The following is an 18,402-nucleotide window of genomic DNA, read 5'->3' as shown; positions in this document are numbered from 1 at the left end:
CCTCTGTTTATATAAGGAGAAGGTCTAAATGAATAGAGTACTAGCTGTATTTTTCACGATAATGTTTATGATCGGTACAGATACTTTCTTAATTTCACCACTGTTGCCGACATTACAACAGGTGTATCATGTTTCAACCGAGTTGTCAGGATGGATGGTGAGTTCGTATGCTTTAGGGTATGCTGGATTTGCGCTTATTGCTGGTCCTATATCAGATGGATTAAACAGAAAAAAAGTGATGGTACTAGGTATGAGTTTTTTTGCAATAAGTACGTTTTTGTGTGGAATTGCACCGAGTTTTTTATGGATGCTAACATTTAGATTTTTAGCAGGTGTAAGTGCAGCTTTTGTATCTCCACAAGTGTGGGCATCCATTCCGCTCCTTATAGAGAAAAAGCAAATTGTGAAAGCAATTGGGGTTGCAACAGCAGGGTTATCAATCTCTCAAATTTTAGGGCTGCCAATGGGAGCTTATTTAGCAACGATACATTATACGATGCCATTCTACTTCATTGGTATATTATCAGCACTACTTGTCATTCTTATTTATGTTGTATTACCAGAAATACAACCGGTTTATATAAGTGGAAATAAAAAATCTATCTTAAAGCGTTATAAACAATTACTTACAGATTCAAAGGTTTCACTTTCCTATTTTGCCTACTTTATTTTTCAAACCGGAAATTTTGCTGCATTTTCATTCTTTGGTGTATGGCTTTTCGTTCAATTTGGGTTACAGGTTCATGAAGTAGGTACGGCTATGCTTGTACTAGGATTAGGAAATTTAGCTGGTAATATTTTGGGCCCTAGACTCGTAAATAAAATTGGTTACAATTTTTCTTTCTATGGTGGAATTGTATTTACAGCAGTGTTATATATAATACTCCCTTATTTAAAGAGTATTATATTTGTTGAATTATTTTTCTTTGTTTTATTTTTTGTGACAGGAATTTTGTTTGTATTAATGATGGGACACTTACAAAACATGTCTACTATAGCAAGAGGAACAGGTGCTGCTCTTGCAAATGCCTCGATGTATATTGGCCAAATGATTGGTGCGGCAATAGCAGGAATGTTATTTGCAACATCTCATAATTTTATATTAGTAGGTAGCTTTACTGCGTTATTATATGTTTTAGCTTTATTTCTGTTTAGAAAAAGTGAAAACATTAATAAAGATAATGAAAAAGGAATTGCATCATAAAGTTTTAGTAAATCAAAAAGCACTTTTTGGGTTAAGTCTAAAAGGTACTTTTCTTTTTGATTGCATAGTTGCTGCATTTTCATTATGTATACCTGCATCTTTAATAATTCGTTGTTCAGCTATATTATTGAAAAAGAATTGTAATAAAATTATGGGAAAATAAAAAATCCCTATGGTGATAGGGATTTATATATCGGCATATAGCTCCTCGGAAAAGGATATACCTAGTTTAACATATAGAAGTACTTATATTTGTGAAATAGATGTGAAAGTAATGTGAAAAATATTGTAACAAAAAGCACTGTTTTAGCTAATGTAACTAAAACAGTGCTTTTCTTTTTGATTGAACAGTTGCTGCATTTTCATCATGTATACCTGCATCTTTAATAATTCGTTGTTTTGCTTTATTTAATAGATGGTTCACTGCTTCACCAAAATAGTTAGCTTCGCTTTTTGTGCGGGCTTCTCGTAAACATTTATAGTTTTCTAGCAGTTCCTCTTTTTCGGAGTTTGTTAAGAAATCTTCTATTTTCTTTTTTGTCATACGAAACACCCTTTCTCCTGACAAACGACGCAATAGAAAATATTTATTTCTCATTATAACAATAATTTTAAAAGAAAGTATACACTAACGTCGCAATAATTTGTCAATTTCTTGAATCTTCTCATCAGCTTTCCCAATTTGCGTATTTTTAGCCTGTTCGCCACCAAGAGCTTGATGTAGTAAGAAAGTTTGACCGGAAATAGCAGTTACAATGGATACTTTTATAATTTCTTTTATTGCGGTGACATCGAATAAAACGAGTCCGAGAAGTGCGGCTAGGCTACCCGTAAAAATATCAGTTAAAAATCCAAAATGAAAAAATGTTTTCAAACGGCGTGGAAGCAATAACTTACCTTGGTTATTGATTAGATGGGAAACGAAGCCAGTAATGCCACCAACGAGAACAGCGGTTAGCCATTGATACATTTCCATCGAATCCACTCCTTTTAGTGAATAAGATTCGATTATTTTATATTGATTCCTTTTAATATTTCATATAAGCATATTGAGAAAGTTTGTTTGGGTATATTTTGTATTCAATTTAATTATAACGGAAAATTCAGATATATTTCAGTCTATTATATGAATCATTTTTACAATAATATGAATGCAGAAAGGGGTGCGTGATATGAATATAGATTATCGAATAAGAAGTGTAGATGGTTATACAAAAAAAAATAGGGGAATTAGTAAGCATGCTTGAGCATACGAGAGCTGTAACATTAGGCGAAGTAAGAAATTTATCAGTTGAGCAATTAGATTTAATTATGCAGAGTAGCGGGAATTCAATTGGTGCCTTATTAAAACATATAGCAGCTATTGAAAAAGTTCATCAGCTTATTTCATTTCAAGATCGTGACTTTACAAAAGAAGAATTAGAAATATGGGAAGATGCACTGTATTTAGGGGAAGCGGATAGAGCGATCCGTGGTCATGAAATACAGTATTATGTACAACTTCTACAAAGTGTTCGAGAAGAATCTCTGAAGTATTTAAGTGAACAAGGTGATAAGTGGCTCATGTCAGAAAGAAAGTGGCCTAACGGTGTAGTATATAACCAGCACTATCTTTGGTTTCATGTGCTAGAAGATGAAATTAGTCACCGAGGACAAATTAGAATGCTCAAAAACAAGTTATTTGAAAATTACGTTAAATGATGTAGCTTTTTATAGGAGAATTCCATATAATGAGAGTAATTAAAATAAGAACGGGGTGATGTGTTATGGCGAAAATAACTTATATGAATAATAAACCAAATACAAAGGTGGATGGAAAGGGCGAAACGATATAAGTGAGCGCACTATCCTTCCACTTAGCTAAAACTAGGGAGGATATCAATTTGAATCAAAATATTTTAGAATCGTATGGCTGGGATTCTTTTTTTGAGGAACAAGCTGTAGAGAAATTTGAAGTAGGTCGTATTTTACTTGAGCATAAGCATATATATCGCATTATTTGTAACGATGGTGAATATATGGCAGAACTGTCTGGGAAGTTTCGGCATGAAGCAGTAACGAAGGGAGATTATCCAGCTGTTGGTGATTGGGTGTATATAAAGAAAATAGAGAATGAAAAGAAAGCTATCATTCATAGTATTTTTCCGAGAAGAAGCTCTTTTTCTAGACAAGAGGCTGGTACTCGAACGGAAGAACAAGTAATAGCAGCGAATGTAGATTATCTATTTTTAGTGAATGCACTTAACCATGATTTTAATGTAAGAAGAATGGAACGTTATTTACTTTTAGCGTATGAAAGCGGTGCAATGCCTGTAATTGTTTTAACAAAGAGTAGTTTATGTGAGGACATGGAACAGAAAATTGTTGAAACGGAAGCTGTGGCAATTGGTGTTCCAATCTTCGTCGTTGATAGTTTAGAGCATACTGGTATTGAATCGTTGCAGCAATTTGTTTCTTCAGGGAAAACAATTGCTTTAGTCGGATCATCCGGTGTTGGGAAATCCACTTTGTTAAATGCACTTATAGGAATTGAAGTAGCAAAAACGGGAGATATTCGTGAGGAAGATAGTAAAGGAAGACATACGACAACTCATCGTGAATTGTTCCGATTACCGAGTGGTAGTTTAGTTATTGATACTCCCGGCATGAGGGAATTGCAACTTTGGGAAGGAAGCGAAGCGATTCAAACAACATTCTCTGATATTGAAAAACTCGCGACAACATGCCGTTTTCGTGATTGTAAGCATGAGAATGAACCAGGATGCGCGGTGCATAGTGCAATTGATAACGGACTTATTACGATAGATCGTTTGAAAAGCTATAAAAAATTACAAAGAGAACTGGCGTATTTTATGAGAAAACAAGATGCAATCCTTGCCAGAGCAGAGCGTGATAAGTGGAAAAAGCTTTCTAAACAACATAAAAAAATGTAAAAACCAAAGGGTGCCCTTTGGTTTTTTCTATTTGTAAATTTTATAATAATATTATTTATATATATAGACAAAGAGAAATTAATTGTTTAAACTTTACAAAGTATTCATCATAATAGGTTATGAAAATAATAATTAGGGATTGGGAAATATTAATAATTAACTCAATTTAACTTTTAAATTTGAAAATTAGGAGGTTCATAATGGGTAAACTATTAAATTTTTTTCGTGATATGAAAGTAGCAAAAAAGCTATTAATTTCATTCTTTGTAATTTTAATTGCGGCTGTGTCTATTATCGGAGGCATGTCTTATCAAACAGCCAAAAAGAATTTTGAATCACAAATTAAGAGTAGTGCCAACGACAATATAAAAATACTGGATAATTTAATCAATCAAATGATTGATGCAAAATTTAATGATGTGAATAATTTTGCACGGGTGATTCAGGGGAATATGTATCAAGGAGATAATCAGGATGAATTAAGAAAAATATTATCTCAATATATAAATTTAAATAAAGATGTTGAACAAGTATATGTTGCCGGAAATGATAAAAAATTTGTGCAAGAACCAAATATACAAATGGCAGCAGATTATGATCCAACAGCACGACCTTGGTATAAAGATGCAGTGGCAAAACAAGGTGGTATTGTTGTTACTGAGCCGTATAAGGCAAAAGGAAATGGACATATTGTCGTAACAATCGCAAAACAAACAGAAGATAAAAATGGGGTTGTTGCGCTAGATTTAAGTTTAGATAATTTATTAAAAACATCAAAGTTAATTAATATTGGTAAAAAAGGATATGCCTTCATTTTAGATGGAAAGCAAAAAATAATTGCTCATCCACAAGAAAAATCAGGAGAAAAAGCGGCTGATTCTTGGGCAAAGAAAATTTATGAAGATAATCACGGTGCTTTTTCATATTCTTATGGTGGTAGTGAAAAGAATATGGTATTTGCTACAAATGTAAAAACAGGTTGGAAAATTGGTGGGACTATGTACTCAAGTGAAGTAATTGAAGCTGCTCAACCTGTATTTTATAATATGTTAATTGTTATGCTTATCTCATTAGTAATAGGTGGAGCACTTATTTATTTTGTAACACTTTCAATTACGAAGCCTTTAAAGAGATTAGTTGTTACCTCTAAAGAAATAAGTGAAGGGGATTTAACGCAAACAATTGAAATTCATTCTAATGATGAAATCGGCCAACTTGCTAAAGGCTTTAATGAGATGACGAATTCGTTACGGACGTTAATCGGAAGAATTAACGATTCAGCTGGGCATGTTGCAGCGGCATCAGAAGAGCTAACTGCAAGTGTAAGGCAAGCAAGTGAAGCGACTGAGCAAATCACAATCGCAATGGATGAAATATCAAGTGGGGCAACGACGCAAACAACAAGCGTAGAAAATGGTGCTATGTTGCTATTTGATGTAACGGAAGGAATTCAGCATGTAGCAAATAGTTCATCATCTATTAATACGGCTTCCGCACATACTCGTGAAAAAGCAGAAGATGGTGGGAAACTAGTAGGAAGAACAGTAAACCAGATGCAGTCTATTGCAGAATCTGTGTCACAATCAGATGCAGTTATACAATTACTAAATAATAAATCAAAACAAATTGGTGATATTTTAGAAGTAATTCAAAATATTGCAGATCAAACAAACCTTCTAGCTCTAAATGCGGCGATTGAAGCTGCAAGAGCCGGTGAGCATGGAAGAGGTTTTGCGATTGTTGCAGATGAAGTACGTAAATTGGCAGAGCAGTCTAGCGTATCTTCTAGTGAAATTAGTAAATTAATATGTGAAATACAAGATGATATGGGTAAGACAGTCAAATCTATGAATCATGTAAATGAGGAAGTTCAATCTGGACTTGTTATCGCAAATGAAACGAAGCAAAACTTTGCTGAAATTTTACAATCTACAAATGAAATAGCTAATCAAATTAAGACGATGGTTGAAACGGCTAATGGAATGTCAAAAGGGGCAAATGAAGTATCTATTTCGGTAGGACAAATTGCAATGACAGCACAAAATAATGCAACAAGCACACAAAATGTTGCGGCTTCAGCTGAAGAACAGCTAGCTTCGATGGAGGAAATTGGATCCGCAGCGGGCACGTTATCTCAAATGGCTGAAGAGTTACAAGGACTAATTGACAGATTTAAAGTTTAACAGAGAACAGGCTGTCCCTAAAATAGAAGTATGTATTGGGAGAGTCTGTTTTATTATGTAAATTTAAATGTGGGATGTAGAGTCCTCTTATGACGTTTAAAATGGTATTTTGCATAATATTTGTCGAAAAATAGAGGTATTTGTTAGCTTTGTGTATAATTGTTAACCTATAGAATACAAATAAAAGGAGAGTATTATGGGAGTGTACTGGGGGACAAAAAGACATTCTTGGCTTAGTTACGTTTCATTTTGGCTAAGTATTTCATTTTTTATTGTTTTTCTAATTGAAGTGTTTATATTAAAAACACTTTCGAATAGCTCGGTGCAAATTGTTAAATATTTTTATTTTATACTTGTACCAGTAAATATTTTTCTTAGTTTAAAGTTACTATTTAAGAAGAATGAAAAGAAAGCGTTACCTATTTTTAGTTTCATTGTCTCATTATTATTCGCAATTTTAATAATCGTATTAGTTTTAGCAGCTATAGGGAAGTTCTTTTAAGGGGAGTGGTATAAGTCACTCTCCTTTTTTATTTGTGTTAGTCTTACTATATGTAAAAGTGTGAATGCTGTAAGCTAATAAAAGCGGACAGTAGAGAATATTTGCATTGATTAAAGTCTGATGTTATTTGAACTTGTAAGAGAGTATGGAGTAATGAGGTAATATACATAATAATGGAGATAGAATTAGTTGTTTTATAAGTATGTATGAAGCAAATGAATACGGTAAGAACGGTGATATATGGTACAATAGCTATGGATAGTGATAGAGATAAAGGGTATATAAAATACTCATCGTTTTTAGTAAGAGAGGGGTTATCTTATGCTATACGAGGATTTGGAGACATTATTTCAAACAGCTCCGAAAGAAGATAGAGGCGGATGGAAATATATAATCCAAGAACAAAATGATACATATAAAATTGTTGATGAAATTCTGAAAAATCAAATGAGTGTCGAATTGTATTTTAATGAATACGATGAGGTGAAAATCACTTTATATAAAGATGGAATTCCCATTACGACTATGCAAAGAATTGCGATTTCAAAAGTTGAATTAGACGAAGATGAAGAGGGTATTCAATTTGTTTTAGAGCGCATGCCTAGTCGAATGATTCGGTTGCAATTAAAGCCATATTTAGCATTAGAAATGGGGCCGTACTGGGAAGTATGTGATGATTGTGAATGAACATAAAAAAGCATCCAATAACATGGATGCTTTTTTATGTTTTTTGAAGTTGTTTAAATGCAATGATTGGAAGTATAACAATACTTACCCATCCGATGATAGGATATAGAATGTGAAGTAAGTCACTGTAACCGATGTAACTAAAGCAATAACTAATTAGTAAAATAAAGAAAATAATATTGTTATTTTTCCACCCAGTAATAGATTGCATCTGTTTTGTCATTCCGAACACATTACCAACTAAAGTTGTGAAAACTTCACCGAAAATAATGAGAACGAAGAAGAAGTGAAAAGTTGCATTAAATCTTCTTATGACTTCAGCCATTGGGATGTTATATTGATAAAATTGATCGACTGATAAGATTGCTAAATGGCTGCATAATAAAATTAAAGAAAGTCCAGCACCCCCTAAAATCCCACCCCAAAAAATGGCTTTTCGATCCTTAACTTCACTGGCTAATGGGACGAGAACACTTTGGGCGAGAGAAAGATTTAAGGCGACATATGTAATAGGGCTAGTAATCCATTTCATATTCCAACTCTCTGCAGGAATAGTGTTATTAATGGAAGGTGTACCGTGAAAAAAGGTTGTAATAGCAAGTCCGATAATAAAAATCATCATAATAGGTACGACAAGTGTATTTACTTCAAAAACACCTTGTAATCCGCGGCTACTTATAATGAGACAAGCGATAACTGTAATGAGAATACCGAGTTGTCTTGGTAAGCGAAGTTGCTCTTCAAATACTGCACCAGCCCCTGATAACATAACGCTCGTTACGCCGAATAAAACGAGTAATAATAATGTGTTTACAACATTCCCAAATACATCCCCAAATAAATATTTGTTAAATTCTTGCGCTGAAAATGCCCCAATTTGCGATGAAAGTAACATCATCTTTGTGCCGAGCCAAATAAAAAAAAATCCACTTACACATATGCCAATTGTCCCATATAATCCATTCACTGTGAAAAATTCAACAATTTCTCGTCCAGTAGCAAATCCAGCTCCAACGACAGTTCCGATATAAGTAGCAGCTACTTTCTTTGCTACTTGCCATTGTTGATTGTCCATGTTATCCCTCTTTCTACTATGATGAGCTTGATGTACTATTATGCATATGTATGAGCTTGGACAATTAGACGTATGAAGTGTTTGAAAAAATACATGAATTAAATGATATTAGGGAAGTATTAAAGGTGTTAAAACTTTGTTACATATAAGCCGATTGTTCGAAAGGAAAGGGAATGTATGGTAAAATGTAATTAGGTTATTAAAAGATAAACATTACAAAATGATAAGAGGAGTGGGTTGTATGAGTACGAAAACAAATGTTGTTGAAGTATTAAACAAGCAGGTAGCAAACTGGAATGTGTTATATGTGAAACTACATAATTATCACTGGTATGTGACAGGGCCACACTTCTTTACATTACATGAGAAATTTGAAGAGTTTTATAATGAAGCTGGAACGTATATTGATGAGTTAGCAGAACGTATTTTAGCTTTAGAAGGTAAACCATTAGCGACAATGAAAGAATATCTCGCAACATCTAGTGTCAGCGAAGGGACAAGCAAAGAATCTGCAGAAGAAATGGTGCAAACATTAGTGAATGATTATTCTGCACTTATTCAAGAATTAAAAGAAGGTATGGAAGTTGCGGGCGAAGCTGGCGATGAAACATCAGCTGACATGTTGTTAGCAATTCATACAACATTAGAACAACATGTATGGATGCTAAGTGCATTCTTAAAATAACGATAAATATATAGAAACCCATTGAAAAATTATTTCAATGGGTTTTTTTATGATTTTTCAGTTTTCTTTTATGCTATAATATAGTAAAAAGGAGGCGATGCGATGTTTCGCTTTTTCAGAACTGGAAAAGAAGAGCGGGAAATTACGAAAGATGAATTAGAACAAGCGATGGCTCAGTTTTTAGTAACGAATGCTAATATTGTTTATACAGTATTAGTAAATGACGATTATACAGTGAATTATGATTTGTTAAAACCGTATTTACCTGCATTTCCAACAAATGATTTTCTCATAACGAAGGAAACGCTTGAGGTATTTGAACATACAGCAGAAAATTTAAACCTAGTGAAAGAAATTGATGTCGTACAAAAAGCAGTAGATCAATACGTAACAGAAAAAGAAATGTTCCCAATTGTTGAAGGTAGCGAAGATCGCCTCATATGCGGAATGAAACTAGGACCTTACTTAAATCGTAGCTTAAAAAGAGACTTATATATTTCAGAAAAACATTATTTAGTTTCAAGTAAACCAGATAGAAAAAAACAAAAGAGCGGGTAGATGTAATGAAAACAACAATACATATATTGTTGTCTTTTTTTGTTTGTTAAAATATTGATTTTTCAGTCTATTTTCATTTATACTAAATGTATTGGACAGGGAAGAGTAACTATTAAGCATCATTCTGAGAATAAGATATTGTTAGCGTAGGTTATACAAAGTGGTATAAAGATTCGCAAAAAAATATTATAAAAGGTTTCGGGGGAATTGGTACATGAAAAATAGTATGACTTACATTCAATTATTAAATGAAACGTTACGTTGTTATGCAAATAAAGGAAGTTTTGAAGCGTACAATTATATAATGGAAAATGCTACAGGTGTAATAGGGAATGAGGCGCAAATATATAATTTTAAGTATGCGCTCGCAAGTGCATCGGGACTTGAAAAAGAAGCATTACATTTAATGAGAGAGGCCATTATAGAAAAGGGATTCTGGTATGGAAATGAGTATTTAATTTCGGACGATGATTTAAAATCACTACATAAATTTGAAGAATTTCATACAATGGTTCAATTATGTAAAGAAAGAGAAGGATTAGCACATAAAACGGAAAGACCAGACGTGAAATATATATACAGCAAGAAAGAGGGAAATCTACTACTTACATTACATGGTGACCAAGAAAATATTCAAATAGTAGAGCCATATTGGAAATCAGTTTTGACACAAGATTACACGTTAGCTTTACCACAGTCTTCACAAATTCAGTTTTCAGATGGATTTGTTTGGGATGATCTAGAGAGAGGGAAAGGGGAATTAAAAGAGCATTACAATAAGTTTATAGAAAATCATACAGTAGAAAATGTAATAATTGGTGGTTTTTCTGCAGGGGCAAGAGTAGCTTTATATACGATTTTACAAAAAGATATAGATGTAGATGGTTTTGTTTTTATGGCACCCTGGCTTCCCAAGATTGAAGAATGGGATGAGTTGTTGAGTGTGCTGCAGGATAAACATATAAAAGGATATATAGTATGCGGGGATCAAGATGAAGATTGTTTCGAATCCGTGCAGCAATTTGTGCAACTATTAAGAGATAAGAATATAGAACATAAGTATAAAGTTGTGCCTGACTTAGATCATAATTATCCTATTAACTTTGATGAGCTATTAAAAGAAGCTATTGAATATATAGGAAATGAAAACAATAAGTAGTAAGAAAAAGAGATGCATCATATGTGATGCATCTCTTTTTAGAATTATAAATTAAAAGCATTTGCTAGTAAGCGATAAGACTTTAATTTATGTTCGAATTGATGAGTAATCGTGACAATCATAAATTCGTCAGTATTGTATGCTTTGCTTAAGTTTATTATTTTTTCTTTTACAGAAGACGGATCACCAACAATCATACGTTGACGATTTTCTTTTATACGGAATAAATCATAAGCGCTGTATGAATAATTTTGAGCAGTTTCAATAGAAGGTGTACCAGTAGTTCGTTTTCCTTGCTCTAATAATAAGATTGATAAATCTAAACTAGAAGCAATTTTTTCTGCTTCTTCATTTGTTTCTCCGCAAATAACAAAAATAGCAACGATTGACTTTGGTTTATCTCCTAAAAATGAGGGCTGATATTGTTCTTGGTAAGCCCTCATAACTTCAGGGCCTCCAAAGCCATTAATAAATTGTGCAAATGCGAAAGAAGCTCCGTTGTTTGCAGCAATTTTAGCGCTCTCTCCACTAGAACCGAGCATCCACATTTCAGGAGATGTTGGGATAACTGGAGTGGCTTTTAAGTTTGCATAGTGATGGTTTTCTGGTACTTGATCATGTATGTACATTGCAACGTCTGCAATTTGTTCTGGATATTGATCAAGTGAGACCATTTTCCCTTCTTGAAGTGCGCGAGTTGCTATTGGCATACCACCAGGGGCTCTACCAACACCGAGATCGATACGATTTGGATACAGTGCTTCTAAAACACGGAAATTCTCAGCGACTTTATATGGGCTATAATGCGGTAACATAACACCACCTGAACCGACTCTAATATGGTCCGTTTTTGCGGCAATATGAGAAATAAGTATTTCTGGACTTGAACCAGCTAAGCCTACGGAATTATGATGTTCGGATACCCAAAAACGTGTGAATCCGAGTTTTTCAACTTCTTGTGCAAGCGTAACTGTATGTGAAAAAGCTTGGGCTGCTGTGCTACCATCTGAAATAGGTGATTGGTCTAATACACTTAACTTAATCATAGAATATACCTCTCAATCTTAATGTACATCCTATTATATATTTACTTATGAAAAATGCGTAGTGAAATGCTCAAAATGAAAAGCGGATAATCTTATTTCCGCTTTTAATGAGAAAATCCGCGTTCATAATGATTCATTTCGACTAGATTTAAAATATATTCATAGTTGTCAATTTCACGTTTTAGCTGTTCACGTTCTTTTGCAGATAGTGTCATATTGCTAAGTTTTTTACATAAGTTTTGTTTCTTTAATTCTAAATGTTTTTTTGTAGCATGGTAGTCATAAGTATGTTTCATTTTTAACCACTCCTTCTTTGCAGTTGCTATATTATACGAAGCATAAAGAAATATGAAATCTGTCTCTTATGTATTTTTAGTGAATATTCAAATTGCAATGGTGTTATGTTTATGGAGATCTATGAATAAAATGCACTAAACCACTAACGTCCATTTGATGAAATAAGGGGTGGAATTGTGCAGAAAGATATAATGTATAACACTGAAATGGATGAAGCGTTAAAAGTTATAGATAAAGGATTGAAGAAGACGATAAGTCCAAAACAAATTATTGTAGTGGGAGCTGGTATGGCTGGATTAGTTTCAGCATCTTTATTAAAGGCTGCAGGACATGATGTGAAAATTTTTGAAGCAAACAACCGGGTAGGTGGCCGTATAGAGACAGTTAGAATGGAAGATACCGGATTATATTTAGATGTGGGAGCAATGAGAATTCCGTATACACATAGGTTAACGATGGCATATATAAGAAAATTTGGGCTACAGGTGAGTCCTTTTATTAATAGGAATGAGACGGATATTATTTATGTAAATGGACGGAAAACGACGTTGAAACAATATGAAAAGGATCCGAGTATTTTAAGGTATCCTGTGGAAATGAACGAAGTGGGAAAAACGTCTGAAGAACTATTGTTATTAGCAGTACAGCCGATAATAAATTTTATTAAAAGAAATCCAGAGAAAAATTGGGATGTTGTAGTGAAGGATTTTGGGAGATATTCCACAGGACAATTTTTAAAGTATCATCCTTATCAGTATAATACTTACTTTTCGCCAGTAACAATTGAGATGATCGGTGTTCTATTAGATTTAGAAGGTTTTTTAGAGCGGTCGTTTGTAGAGACTTTACGATTTCTATACATTATGCAAGAGGAGAGCGGATTTTGTGAAATTATGGGCGGGAATGATAGATTACCAAAGTCATTTTTACCGCAATTAGAAGAAAATATTATATATAATCAAAAATTAATGAAGTTACATCAACACGATAATGGTGTGACAGCTTTCTATCGGAACGAGGAAACTTTTGAATATAGTAGTATTACAGGAGATTTAGTTATTGTTACTATCCCGTTTTCGACAATGCGTTTTGTAGAAGTAGATCCGTTTGATTCTATATCTCATGAAAAATGGAAAGCAATTCGTGAATTGCATTACATGCCTGCGACGAAAATAGGAATTCAATTTAAAAGCAGATTTTGGGAAGAACAAGGGCAATTAGGTGGCAGAATTATAACAGATTTGCCAATTCGTTATGCCTATTATCCAAGTCATGGAATTGGAGAAAAAGGACCTGCTATGATGTTAGGTAGCTATACATGGTCTTACGATGCATTGTTATGGGATGGTTTATCAAAAGGCGATCGTATTTATTACGCCTTACACAACTTAGCAACAATATTAGGTGGTCAAGTGTATGATGAGTTCATATCTGGAATATCAAAAAGCTGGACATTGGATCCGTATGCGCTTGGAGGATTTGCGCTTTTTCAAGCAGGTCAAGAATCTGAGCTACAACCAGCGATTGTCAAACCAGAGGGGAGAATATTCTTCGCTGGAGATCATACAACGCTATATCACGGATGGATTCAAGGTGCGATTGAATCTGGAATTCGTGTAGCGGCGGAAGTGAATGAGTAAAAGGTTTTCAATTCAGAAAATTCTTTACTATATAACTTGAGATGGATATTATTATATATAAAAGAATTATGGGGAGTGTTTACAGTGAATCCGTTATTATTCGATTTTCCTTCTGAATTTTATACTGACAGGCTTTTTATTCGAATGCCGAAACCAGGAGATGGTAAAGTTGTATATGATGCAATTCAGGCTTCAATACAAGAACTAAAACCTTGGATGGTGTTTGCACAAAAAGAGCACACAGAGCAAGAAATAGAAGAAAGTATTAGAAAATCACATATTCAATTTTTGCAACGTGAGGATTTAAGATTACTAGTGTTTTCGAAAGAAACAGGTGAATTTATTGCTTCAGCCGGATTACATCGTATTAATTGGGATATACCTCAATTTGAAATCGGATATTGGATTGATACAAGGTTTAGCGGAAAAGGCTATATGGTAGAGGCTGCGAAAGGTATAACGGATTACGCTTTTTCTGAATTGAAAGCAAACCGTGTAGAAATTCGTTGTGATTCTTTAAATAAGAAGAGTAGAGCGATACCTGAGAAATTAGGCTTTAAGTTAGAAGGTACGTTAGAAAGTGCGAGTGTTGCGGTAGATGGAAACGGATTAAGGGATATGTGTGTATTTGCCATGACTAGAAATACATATGAAAAAGAAGAGCTGTAAGAAAACAGCTCTTCTTTTTATGCATTATGGTACAGGATGCCCATTAGAGCTTTCGAAAATTGTAAACCATTGTTGACGGTCTAAGTTAACGTTTGTAGCAAGAGCAGCCGTTTTTACGCGATCTAATTTACCAGAGCCAACGATTGGCATCATATTAGCTGGATGAGCAAGTAACCAAGCATACATAACCATATCGATACTAGAAACACCTAGCTCAGTAGCAACTTTTTGCATAGTTTCACGTACACGTACGGCGCGTTCTGATTGACCAGTAAAGATTTCCCCACCAGCAAGAGGTGACCAAATCATTGGATTGATTCGTTTTTCTTGGCATAAATCAATTGTCCCTTTTTCAAAATGCTCAAGCTGCAATGCAGAAACTTCAATCTGGTTCGTAATAAGCGGGAAATCTAAGTACGAACTTAACATATTGAATTGTGAAGGTAAGAAGTTAGATACACCGAAGTGACGAACTTTTCCTTCTTGTTTTAATTGTGAAAATGCTTTTGCCACTTCATTTGGATCCATAAAAGGATCGGGACGATGAATAAGTAATACGTCAATATAATTTGTATGTAAATTTTTAAGTGATGCTTCTACACTTTGCATAATATGCTCTGCACTAGTATTGTAGTGAGCAACATATCGCTCTGGAAATTTCGGTGATGGGGGAGCGATTCCACACTTTGTAATAATTTGCATGTTTTCTCGTAAGGAAGGCTTTAATTGTAAAGCTTCGCCAAATAACCCTTCACACGTATATCCGCCGTAAATGTCAGCGTGATCAAAAGTAGTAATTCCCATATCCATACAATCTTCAATGAAAGAAAGTAATTCTTGTTTCGTCATATTCCATTCTGCTAAACGCCAAAATCCTTGAATAATACGAGAGAATTCTAGCGTTTCATTCATTTGAATTCGTTCCATTATAAGTACCCCCTTGATGAATGATTATTATTTTGAAAAGGCTTTCTTACTACGTATTATTATATAGTTTGGGGGGCGTACATACAATAAATATGTTTTGCTAAAAAAATGATTTTTTCTATATGCTATAATGTAGAAACATATAGCTATAAGGAGATGTAAGGAATGATTCCAGTAACAATATTAACTGGTTTTCTTGGATCAGGGAAAACGACTTTATTAAATCGTATTTTATCAGAAAATCACGGTAAGAAATTAGCGGTGATTGTAAATGAAATAGGGCAAATTGGCATTGATAATCAGTTGATTATGAATGTAGAAGAAGAAATTATGGAAATGACAAATGGCTGTTTATGCTGTACTGTACGTGAAGATTTACTTGTTGCTTTAAAACAGTTACTGGACGTAAAAGCAGAAGGGAAAATGGATTTTGATGGTTTAGTAATTGAAACGACTGGACTTGCAAATCCAGGGCCGATTATTCAAACATTCTTTTTAGATCCAGTCATTCAATCTGCATACCAAATTAACGGTGTTGTAACGGTGGTAGATAGTTATCATATACATAAACATTTTGAAAAAGGATTAGAGGCAAAAGAGCAAATTGCGTTTGCGGATGTCGTTTTAGTAAATAAATTAGATTTAATTGAAGAGAGTGAGAAAGAAAATCTCTTGCATGAAATTCAAGGAATTAACCCGACTGCAAAGTTAATTGAGGCGACTAACTGTGAGGTAGATATACCATCTTTATTACAAATCCAAACGTTTAAAACGAAAGATACGTTGCAAATTTACCCTCATAAAGAACATAATCACTTAGAAGGTGTGAAATCATTTGTATTACGTGAAGAACGTCCGCTGGATTTACAAAAGCTTAATGAGTGGATGTCAGCTGTCGTTCAAGAGCTAGGGGAATATTTATATCGTTACAAAGGAATTTTATCGATAGATGGAGTAGATAAACGTATCGTTTTCCAAGGTGTACATACTTTATTTGCCGCTTCGTACGATAGAGAGTGGCAAGAGGGTGAAGAGCGAGTAAGTGAAGTAGTTTTCATCGGAAGAGATATTAATAAAGAGTGGTTCCAAGAACATTTTCAGGAGTGTGTGAAATAAGTCTGCGTAAATTGCAGGCTTATTTTTTATGAACATTCTATTAGATTGCAAAACAGAATTAAATAAGGGAAAGAAATTAAAAATTGATAAATGTATAATAAAAAGCCTGTTTTCACAGGCTTGTATTTTCGTCTATTAGTAACTCCATTACAACACCTACAACTGGACCTTCATCATCAATATCACCATTTAAGCGGAAACCAAATGATTCATACAGTCCCATTGCAAGTTTGTTGTCTGGATGTAAACTTAAGTAAATTATTTTGCATTCAAATTTTTCTTGTAAGAATTGAATGAGTAAGCGAAGGAAACGTTTTGCGTATCCTTTTCCTTGATATTGTTGGTCAATCATAAAGCGATCGAGCCATACACTTTTATGTTTTACTGAATACCATCCATACATTGCATAACCTACAAGTGTTTCTCCATCATATAAACCTACTGACGTTCCGTTTCCTTCATATAATGATTCTGCTAAAGAAAACGCGTTACTTTCAATAAATTGTTGCTGATCTTTTGTGACGTTTAAAGCAACTACTGAACGCCAATTTTTTGCTGTTACTTCACAAATGTGAAGATTCATAATTCCAACTCACCTTCTAAATTAATATAGCTTTAAAGCTAATATGGATAATTTTACTTGTTATTTTGGTCAAGTCAAGGATAAATACATAAAAAGGCAGCTGAATACCAGATTCAGCTGCCTAGAAAATATAATGGATTAGTTTGTTGCTTCTTTCAATGTGTTTACGTTTTCTTCCATTAAAGTGAAGTAATCTTTATTATTTTTCGCATCATCTTCAGAAATAGTAGCTAAGTGATTTAAGCGTAAAACTTTTGTACCAGTTTCTTTTTGAATTACGGATGCTACTTTTGGAGTAGAGAACGTTTCGAATAAAATATATTTTAGACTATGTTCTTTTACTGTTTTTGTAATGTCAGCAAGCTGCTTTTGAGATGGTTCATCAGAAGCTGAAATTCCAGCGATAGGAATTTGTTTTAGGCCGTATCGTTGTTCCCAGTAACCATAGGCAGCATGAGAAACTAAAATTTCTTTCGTTTTTGCGTTCGCTACAGCTGCCTTAAATTGATCGTCTAAATCAGTAAATTTAGTTTGAAGTGCGGCGAAGTTTTTTTCGAATTCTTGTTTATGTTCAGGTTGTAATTCTACAAGTGCATTTTTAATTTTTTCCGCCTGTTTCATTGCTAGAGTAGGATCTAACCAAACATGCGGGTCTTTATCGTGATGATGTTCATCTTCTTTATGGCCATCTCCATGATCATGATGCTCTTCTTCAGTAGAAGCACGAAGCTCAATACCTTTAGATGCATTTACAATTTTAACATTTTCTTTTTGTAATGTTTTTTCCATTTTTTCAGCAAATGGTTCTAATTCAGCGCCGTTATAAACGAATAAATTAGCTTTTGCAACTTGTACTGTTTGTTTTTGACTTGGTTCAAATGTATGTGAATCTGCACCAGGTGGGTAAATTGCTTCAACATTTACATAGTCGCCACCGATTTTCTTTGCGAAATCAGCAAGTGGGAAAATCGTTGTATAAACTGTTAGCTTTCCATCTTTCTTGGCATTACTTTCTTTTTTATTTGAGCAGCCAGCGAAAATTAAGGTAAAAATAAGTAAGAATGAAAGTATAGTCAATCTTTTAGGCATGAAGTTCTCCTCTTTTCTTTTTTACGGATATATTTTCCCCAATTATAGA

The 18,402-nt window shown here is 33.9% G+C and carries 19 protein-coding genes and 1 pseudogene; 12 read left to right on the top strand and 8 right to left on the bottom strand.

Features of this window, described 5'->3' with window-relative positions; translation table 11 throughout:
• The first annotated feature begins 28 nt into the window (after positions 1-28).
• The gene (locus MR160_RS09350) at positions 29-1,204 is read left to right on the top strand and encodes an MFS transporter (protein ID WP_001082499.1); all 1,176 of its coding nucleotides are present in this window, start codon (positions 29-31) and stop codon (positions 1,202-1,204) included.
• A 319-nt stretch (positions 1,205-1,523) separates the two neighbouring features.
• On the opposite strand, the gene MR160_RS09345 is transcribed toward MR160_RS09350, so the two are convergent.
• Entirely contained in the window at positions 1,524-1,748 is a 225-nt protein-coding gene (locus MR160_RS09345; RefSeq protein ID WP_000162602.1) for a hypothetical protein, read from the bottom strand.
• Positions 1,749-1,832: 84 nt separating this feature from the next.
• Complete coding sequence (locus tag MR160_RS09340; protein WP_000426317.1) at positions 1,833-2,180, bottom strand: DUF4257 domain-containing protein; 348 nt, start codon at positions 2,178-2,180, stop codon at positions 1,833-1,835.
• Between the two features lie 196 nt (positions 2,181-2,376).
• On the opposite strand from MR160_RS09340, the pseudogene MR160_RS09335 reads away from it, so the two are divergent.
• From MR160_RS09335 to MR160_RS09315, 5 genes and pseudogenes are all read left to right on the top strand, one after another.
• Positions 2,377-2,905 (top strand): annotated as a pseudogene (locus MR160_RS09335) (DinB family protein).
• 182 nt (positions 2,906-3,087) lie between these two features.
• A complete protein-coding gene (gene rsgA / locus MR160_RS09330) occupies positions 3,088-4,137 on the top strand; it encodes a ribosome small subunit-dependent GTPase A (RefSeq protein WP_001073084.1) in 1,050 nt (349 codons plus the stop codon).
• A 200-nt stretch (positions 4,138-4,337) separates the two neighbouring features.
• Positions 4,338-6,320, top strand: a complete 1,983-nt coding sequence (locus tag MR160_RS09325) for a HAMP domain-containing methyl-accepting chemotaxis protein (protein ID WP_242297247.1) — start codon at positions 4,338-4,340, stop codon at positions 6,318-6,320.
• Positions 6,321-6,516: 196 nt separating this feature from the next.
• Positions 6,517-6,822, top strand: a complete 306-nt coding sequence (locus MR160_RS09320; protein WP_000539571.1) for a hypothetical protein — start codon at positions 6,517-6,519, stop codon at positions 6,820-6,822.
• A 321-nt stretch (positions 6,823-7,143) separates the two neighbouring features.
• The gene (locus MR160_RS09315) at positions 7,144-7,509 is read left to right on the top strand and encodes a DUF3979 family protein (RefSeq protein ID WP_000965064.1); all 366 of its coding nucleotides are present in this window, start codon (positions 7,144-7,146) and stop codon (positions 7,507-7,509) included.
• A gap of 34 nt (positions 7,510-7,543) precedes the next feature.
• Here the strand turns inward: MR160_RS09315 and MR160_RS09310 are convergent, their stop codons facing one another.
• Positions 7,544-8,584, bottom strand: coding sequence for a YkvI family membrane protein (locus tag MR160_RS09310; RefSeq protein ID WP_000370209.1), 1,041 nt, complete (start codon positions 8,582-8,584; stop codon positions 7,544-7,546).
• A 241-nt stretch (positions 8,585-8,825) separates the two neighbouring features.
• Here MR160_RS09310 and MR160_RS09305 point away from each other — a divergent pair, with 241 nt between their 5' ends.
• The 3 genes from MR160_RS09305 to MR160_RS09295 all read left to right on the top strand — a co-directional run bounded on the left by MR160_RS09305 (position 8,826) and on the right by MR160_RS09295 (position 10,986).
• Positions 8,826-9,269, top strand: a complete 444-nt coding sequence (locus MR160_RS09305) for a Dps family protein (RefSeq protein ID WP_000105199.1) — start codon at positions 8,826-8,828, stop codon at positions 9,267-9,269.
• A gap of 102 nt (positions 9,270-9,371) precedes the next feature.
• Positions 9,372-9,827, top strand: a complete 456-nt coding sequence (locus tag MR160_RS09300; protein WP_242297245.1) for a DUF3939 domain-containing protein — start codon at positions 9,372-9,374, stop codon at positions 9,825-9,827.
• Positions 9,828-10,041: 214 nt separating this feature from the next.
• Positions 10,042-10,986: an alpha/beta hydrolase gene (locus tag MR160_RS09295; protein ID WP_000798311.1), complete on the top strand. Its 945-nt coding sequence runs from the start codon at positions 10,042-10,044 to the stop codon at positions 10,984-10,986.
• Between the two features lie 44 nt (positions 10,987-11,030).
• Here the strand turns inward: MR160_RS09295 and MR160_RS09290 are convergent, their stop codons facing one another.
• Together MR160_RS09290 and MR160_RS09285 are read right to left on the bottom strand one after the other, a co-directional pair.
• Complete coding sequence (locus MR160_RS09290) at positions 11,031-12,032, bottom strand: LLM class flavin-dependent oxidoreductase (RefSeq protein ID WP_000594036.1); 1,002 nt, start codon at positions 12,030-12,032, stop codon at positions 11,031-11,033.
• 104 nt (positions 12,033-12,136) lie between these two features.
• Positions 12,137-12,328, bottom strand: coding sequence for a DUF3896 domain-containing protein (locus MR160_RS09285; protein WP_000683363.1), 192 nt, complete (start codon positions 12,326-12,328; stop codon positions 12,137-12,139).
• Between the two features lie 177 nt (positions 12,329-12,505).
• On the opposite strand from MR160_RS09285, the gene MR160_RS09280 reads away from it, so the two are divergent.
• Together MR160_RS09280 and MR160_RS09275 are read left to right on the top strand one after the other, a co-directional pair.
• Entirely contained in the window at positions 12,506-13,969 is a 1,464-nt protein-coding gene (locus MR160_RS09280) for a flavin monoamine oxidase family protein (protein WP_016077833.1), read from the top strand.
• An 84-nt stretch (positions 13,970-14,053) separates the two neighbouring features.
• Positions 14,054-14,638, top strand: a complete 585-nt coding sequence (locus MR160_RS09275) for a GNAT family N-acetyltransferase (protein WP_086398522.1) — start codon at positions 14,054-14,056, stop codon at positions 14,636-14,638.
• Positions 14,639-14,662: 24 nt separating this feature from the next.
• Here MR160_RS09275 and MR160_RS09270 read toward each other — a convergent pair whose 3' ends face one another.
• Positions 14,663-15,565 carry an aldo/keto reductase gene (locus MR160_RS09270; RefSeq protein ID WP_086398523.1) on the bottom strand — a complete coding sequence of 301 codons (903 nt, stop codon included), beginning with the start codon at positions 15,563-15,565 and terminating at the stop codon, positions 14,663-14,665.
• Between the two features lie 165 nt (positions 15,566-15,730).
• Here MR160_RS09270 and MR160_RS09265 point away from each other — a divergent pair, with 165 nt between their 5' ends.
• Positions 15,731-16,681: a CobW family GTP-binding protein gene (locus tag MR160_RS09265; protein ID WP_000613427.1), complete on the top strand. Its 951-nt coding sequence runs from the start codon at positions 15,731-15,733 to the stop codon at positions 16,679-16,681.
• Positions 16,682-16,793: 112 nt separating this feature from the next.
• On the opposite strand, the gene MR160_RS09260 is transcribed toward MR160_RS09265, so the two are convergent.
• Together MR160_RS09260 and MR160_RS09255 are read right to left on the bottom strand one after the other, a co-directional pair.
• Entirely contained in the window at positions 16,794-17,264 is a 471-nt protein-coding gene (locus MR160_RS09260) for a GNAT family N-acetyltransferase (protein ID WP_001048684.1), read from the bottom strand.
• Between the two features lie 138 nt (positions 17,265-17,402).
• Entirely contained in the window at positions 17,403-18,353 is a 951-nt protein-coding gene (locus tag MR160_RS09255) for a metal ABC transporter substrate-binding protein (RefSeq protein ID WP_097890446.1), read from the bottom strand.
• Between the last annotated feature and the right edge of the window lie 49 nt (positions 18,354-18,402).

Origin of the sequence: Bacillus cereus group sp. BfR-BA-01382 (assembly GCF_022663475.1) — a bacterium.
Classification (GTDB): Bacteria; Bacillota; Bacilli; order Bacillales; family Bacillaceae_G; genus Bacillus_A; species Bacillus_A thuringiensis_S.
This window is presented reverse-complemented; position numbering and strand designations above follow the sequence as displayed.

Coding starts and splice junctions, on each gene's coding strand:
- MR160_RS09350 (WP_001082499.1), top strand. CDS start 29: ATGAATAGAGTACTAGCTGTATTTTTCACGATAATGTTTATGATCGGT.
- MR160_RS09345 (WP_000162602.1), bottom strand. CDS start 1,748: ATGACAAAAAAGAAAATAGAAGATTTCTTAACAAACTCCGAAAAAGAG.
- MR160_RS09340 (WP_000426317.1), bottom strand. CDS start 2,180: ATGGAAATGTATCAATGGCTAACCGCTGTTCTCGTTGGTGGCATTACT.
- MR160_RS09325 (WP_242297247.1), top strand. CDS start 4,338: ATGGGTAAACTATTAAATTTTTTTCGTGATATGAAAGTAGCAAAAAAG.
- MR160_RS09320 (WP_000539571.1), top strand. CDS start 6,517: ATGGGAGTGTACTGGGGGACAAAAAGACATTCTTGGCTTAGTTACGTT.
- MR160_RS09315 (WP_000965064.1), top strand. CDS start 7,144: ATGCTATACGAGGATTTGGAGACATTATTTCAAACAGCTCCGAAAGAA.
- MR160_RS09310 (WP_000370209.1), bottom strand. CDS start 8,584: ATGGACAATCAACAATGGCAAGTAGCAAAGAAAGTAGCTGCTACTTAT.
- MR160_RS09305 (WP_000105199.1), top strand. CDS start 8,826: ATGAGTACGAAAACAAATGTTGTTGAAGTATTAAACAAGCAGGTAGCA.
- MR160_RS09300 (WP_242297245.1), top strand. CDS start 9,372: ATGTTTCGCTTTTTCAGAACTGGAAAAGAAGAGCGGGAAATTACGAAA.
- MR160_RS09295 (WP_000798311.1), top strand. CDS start 10,042: ATGAAAAATAGTATGACTTACATTCAATTATTAAATGAAACGTTACGT.
- MR160_RS09290 (WP_000594036.1), bottom strand. CDS start 12,032: ATGATTAAGTTAAGTGTATTAGACCAATCACCTATTTCAGATGGTAGC.
- MR160_RS09285 (WP_000683363.1), bottom strand. CDS start 12,328: ATGAAACATACTTATGACTACCATGCTACAAAAAAACATTTAGAATTA.
- MR160_RS09270 (WP_086398523.1), bottom strand. CDS start 15,565: ATGGAACGAATTCAAATGAATGAAACGCTAGAATTCTCTCGTATTATT.
- MR160_RS09265 (WP_000613427.1), top strand. CDS start 15,731: ATGATTCCAGTAACAATATTAACTGGTTTTCTTGGATCAGGGAAAACG.
- MR160_RS09260 (WP_001048684.1), bottom strand. CDS start 17,264: ATGAATCTTCACATTTGTGAAGTAACAGCAAAAAATTGGCGTTCAGTA.
- MR160_RS09255 (WP_097890446.1), bottom strand. CDS start 18,353: ATGCCTAAAAGATTGACTATACTTTCATTCTTACTTATTTTTACCTTA.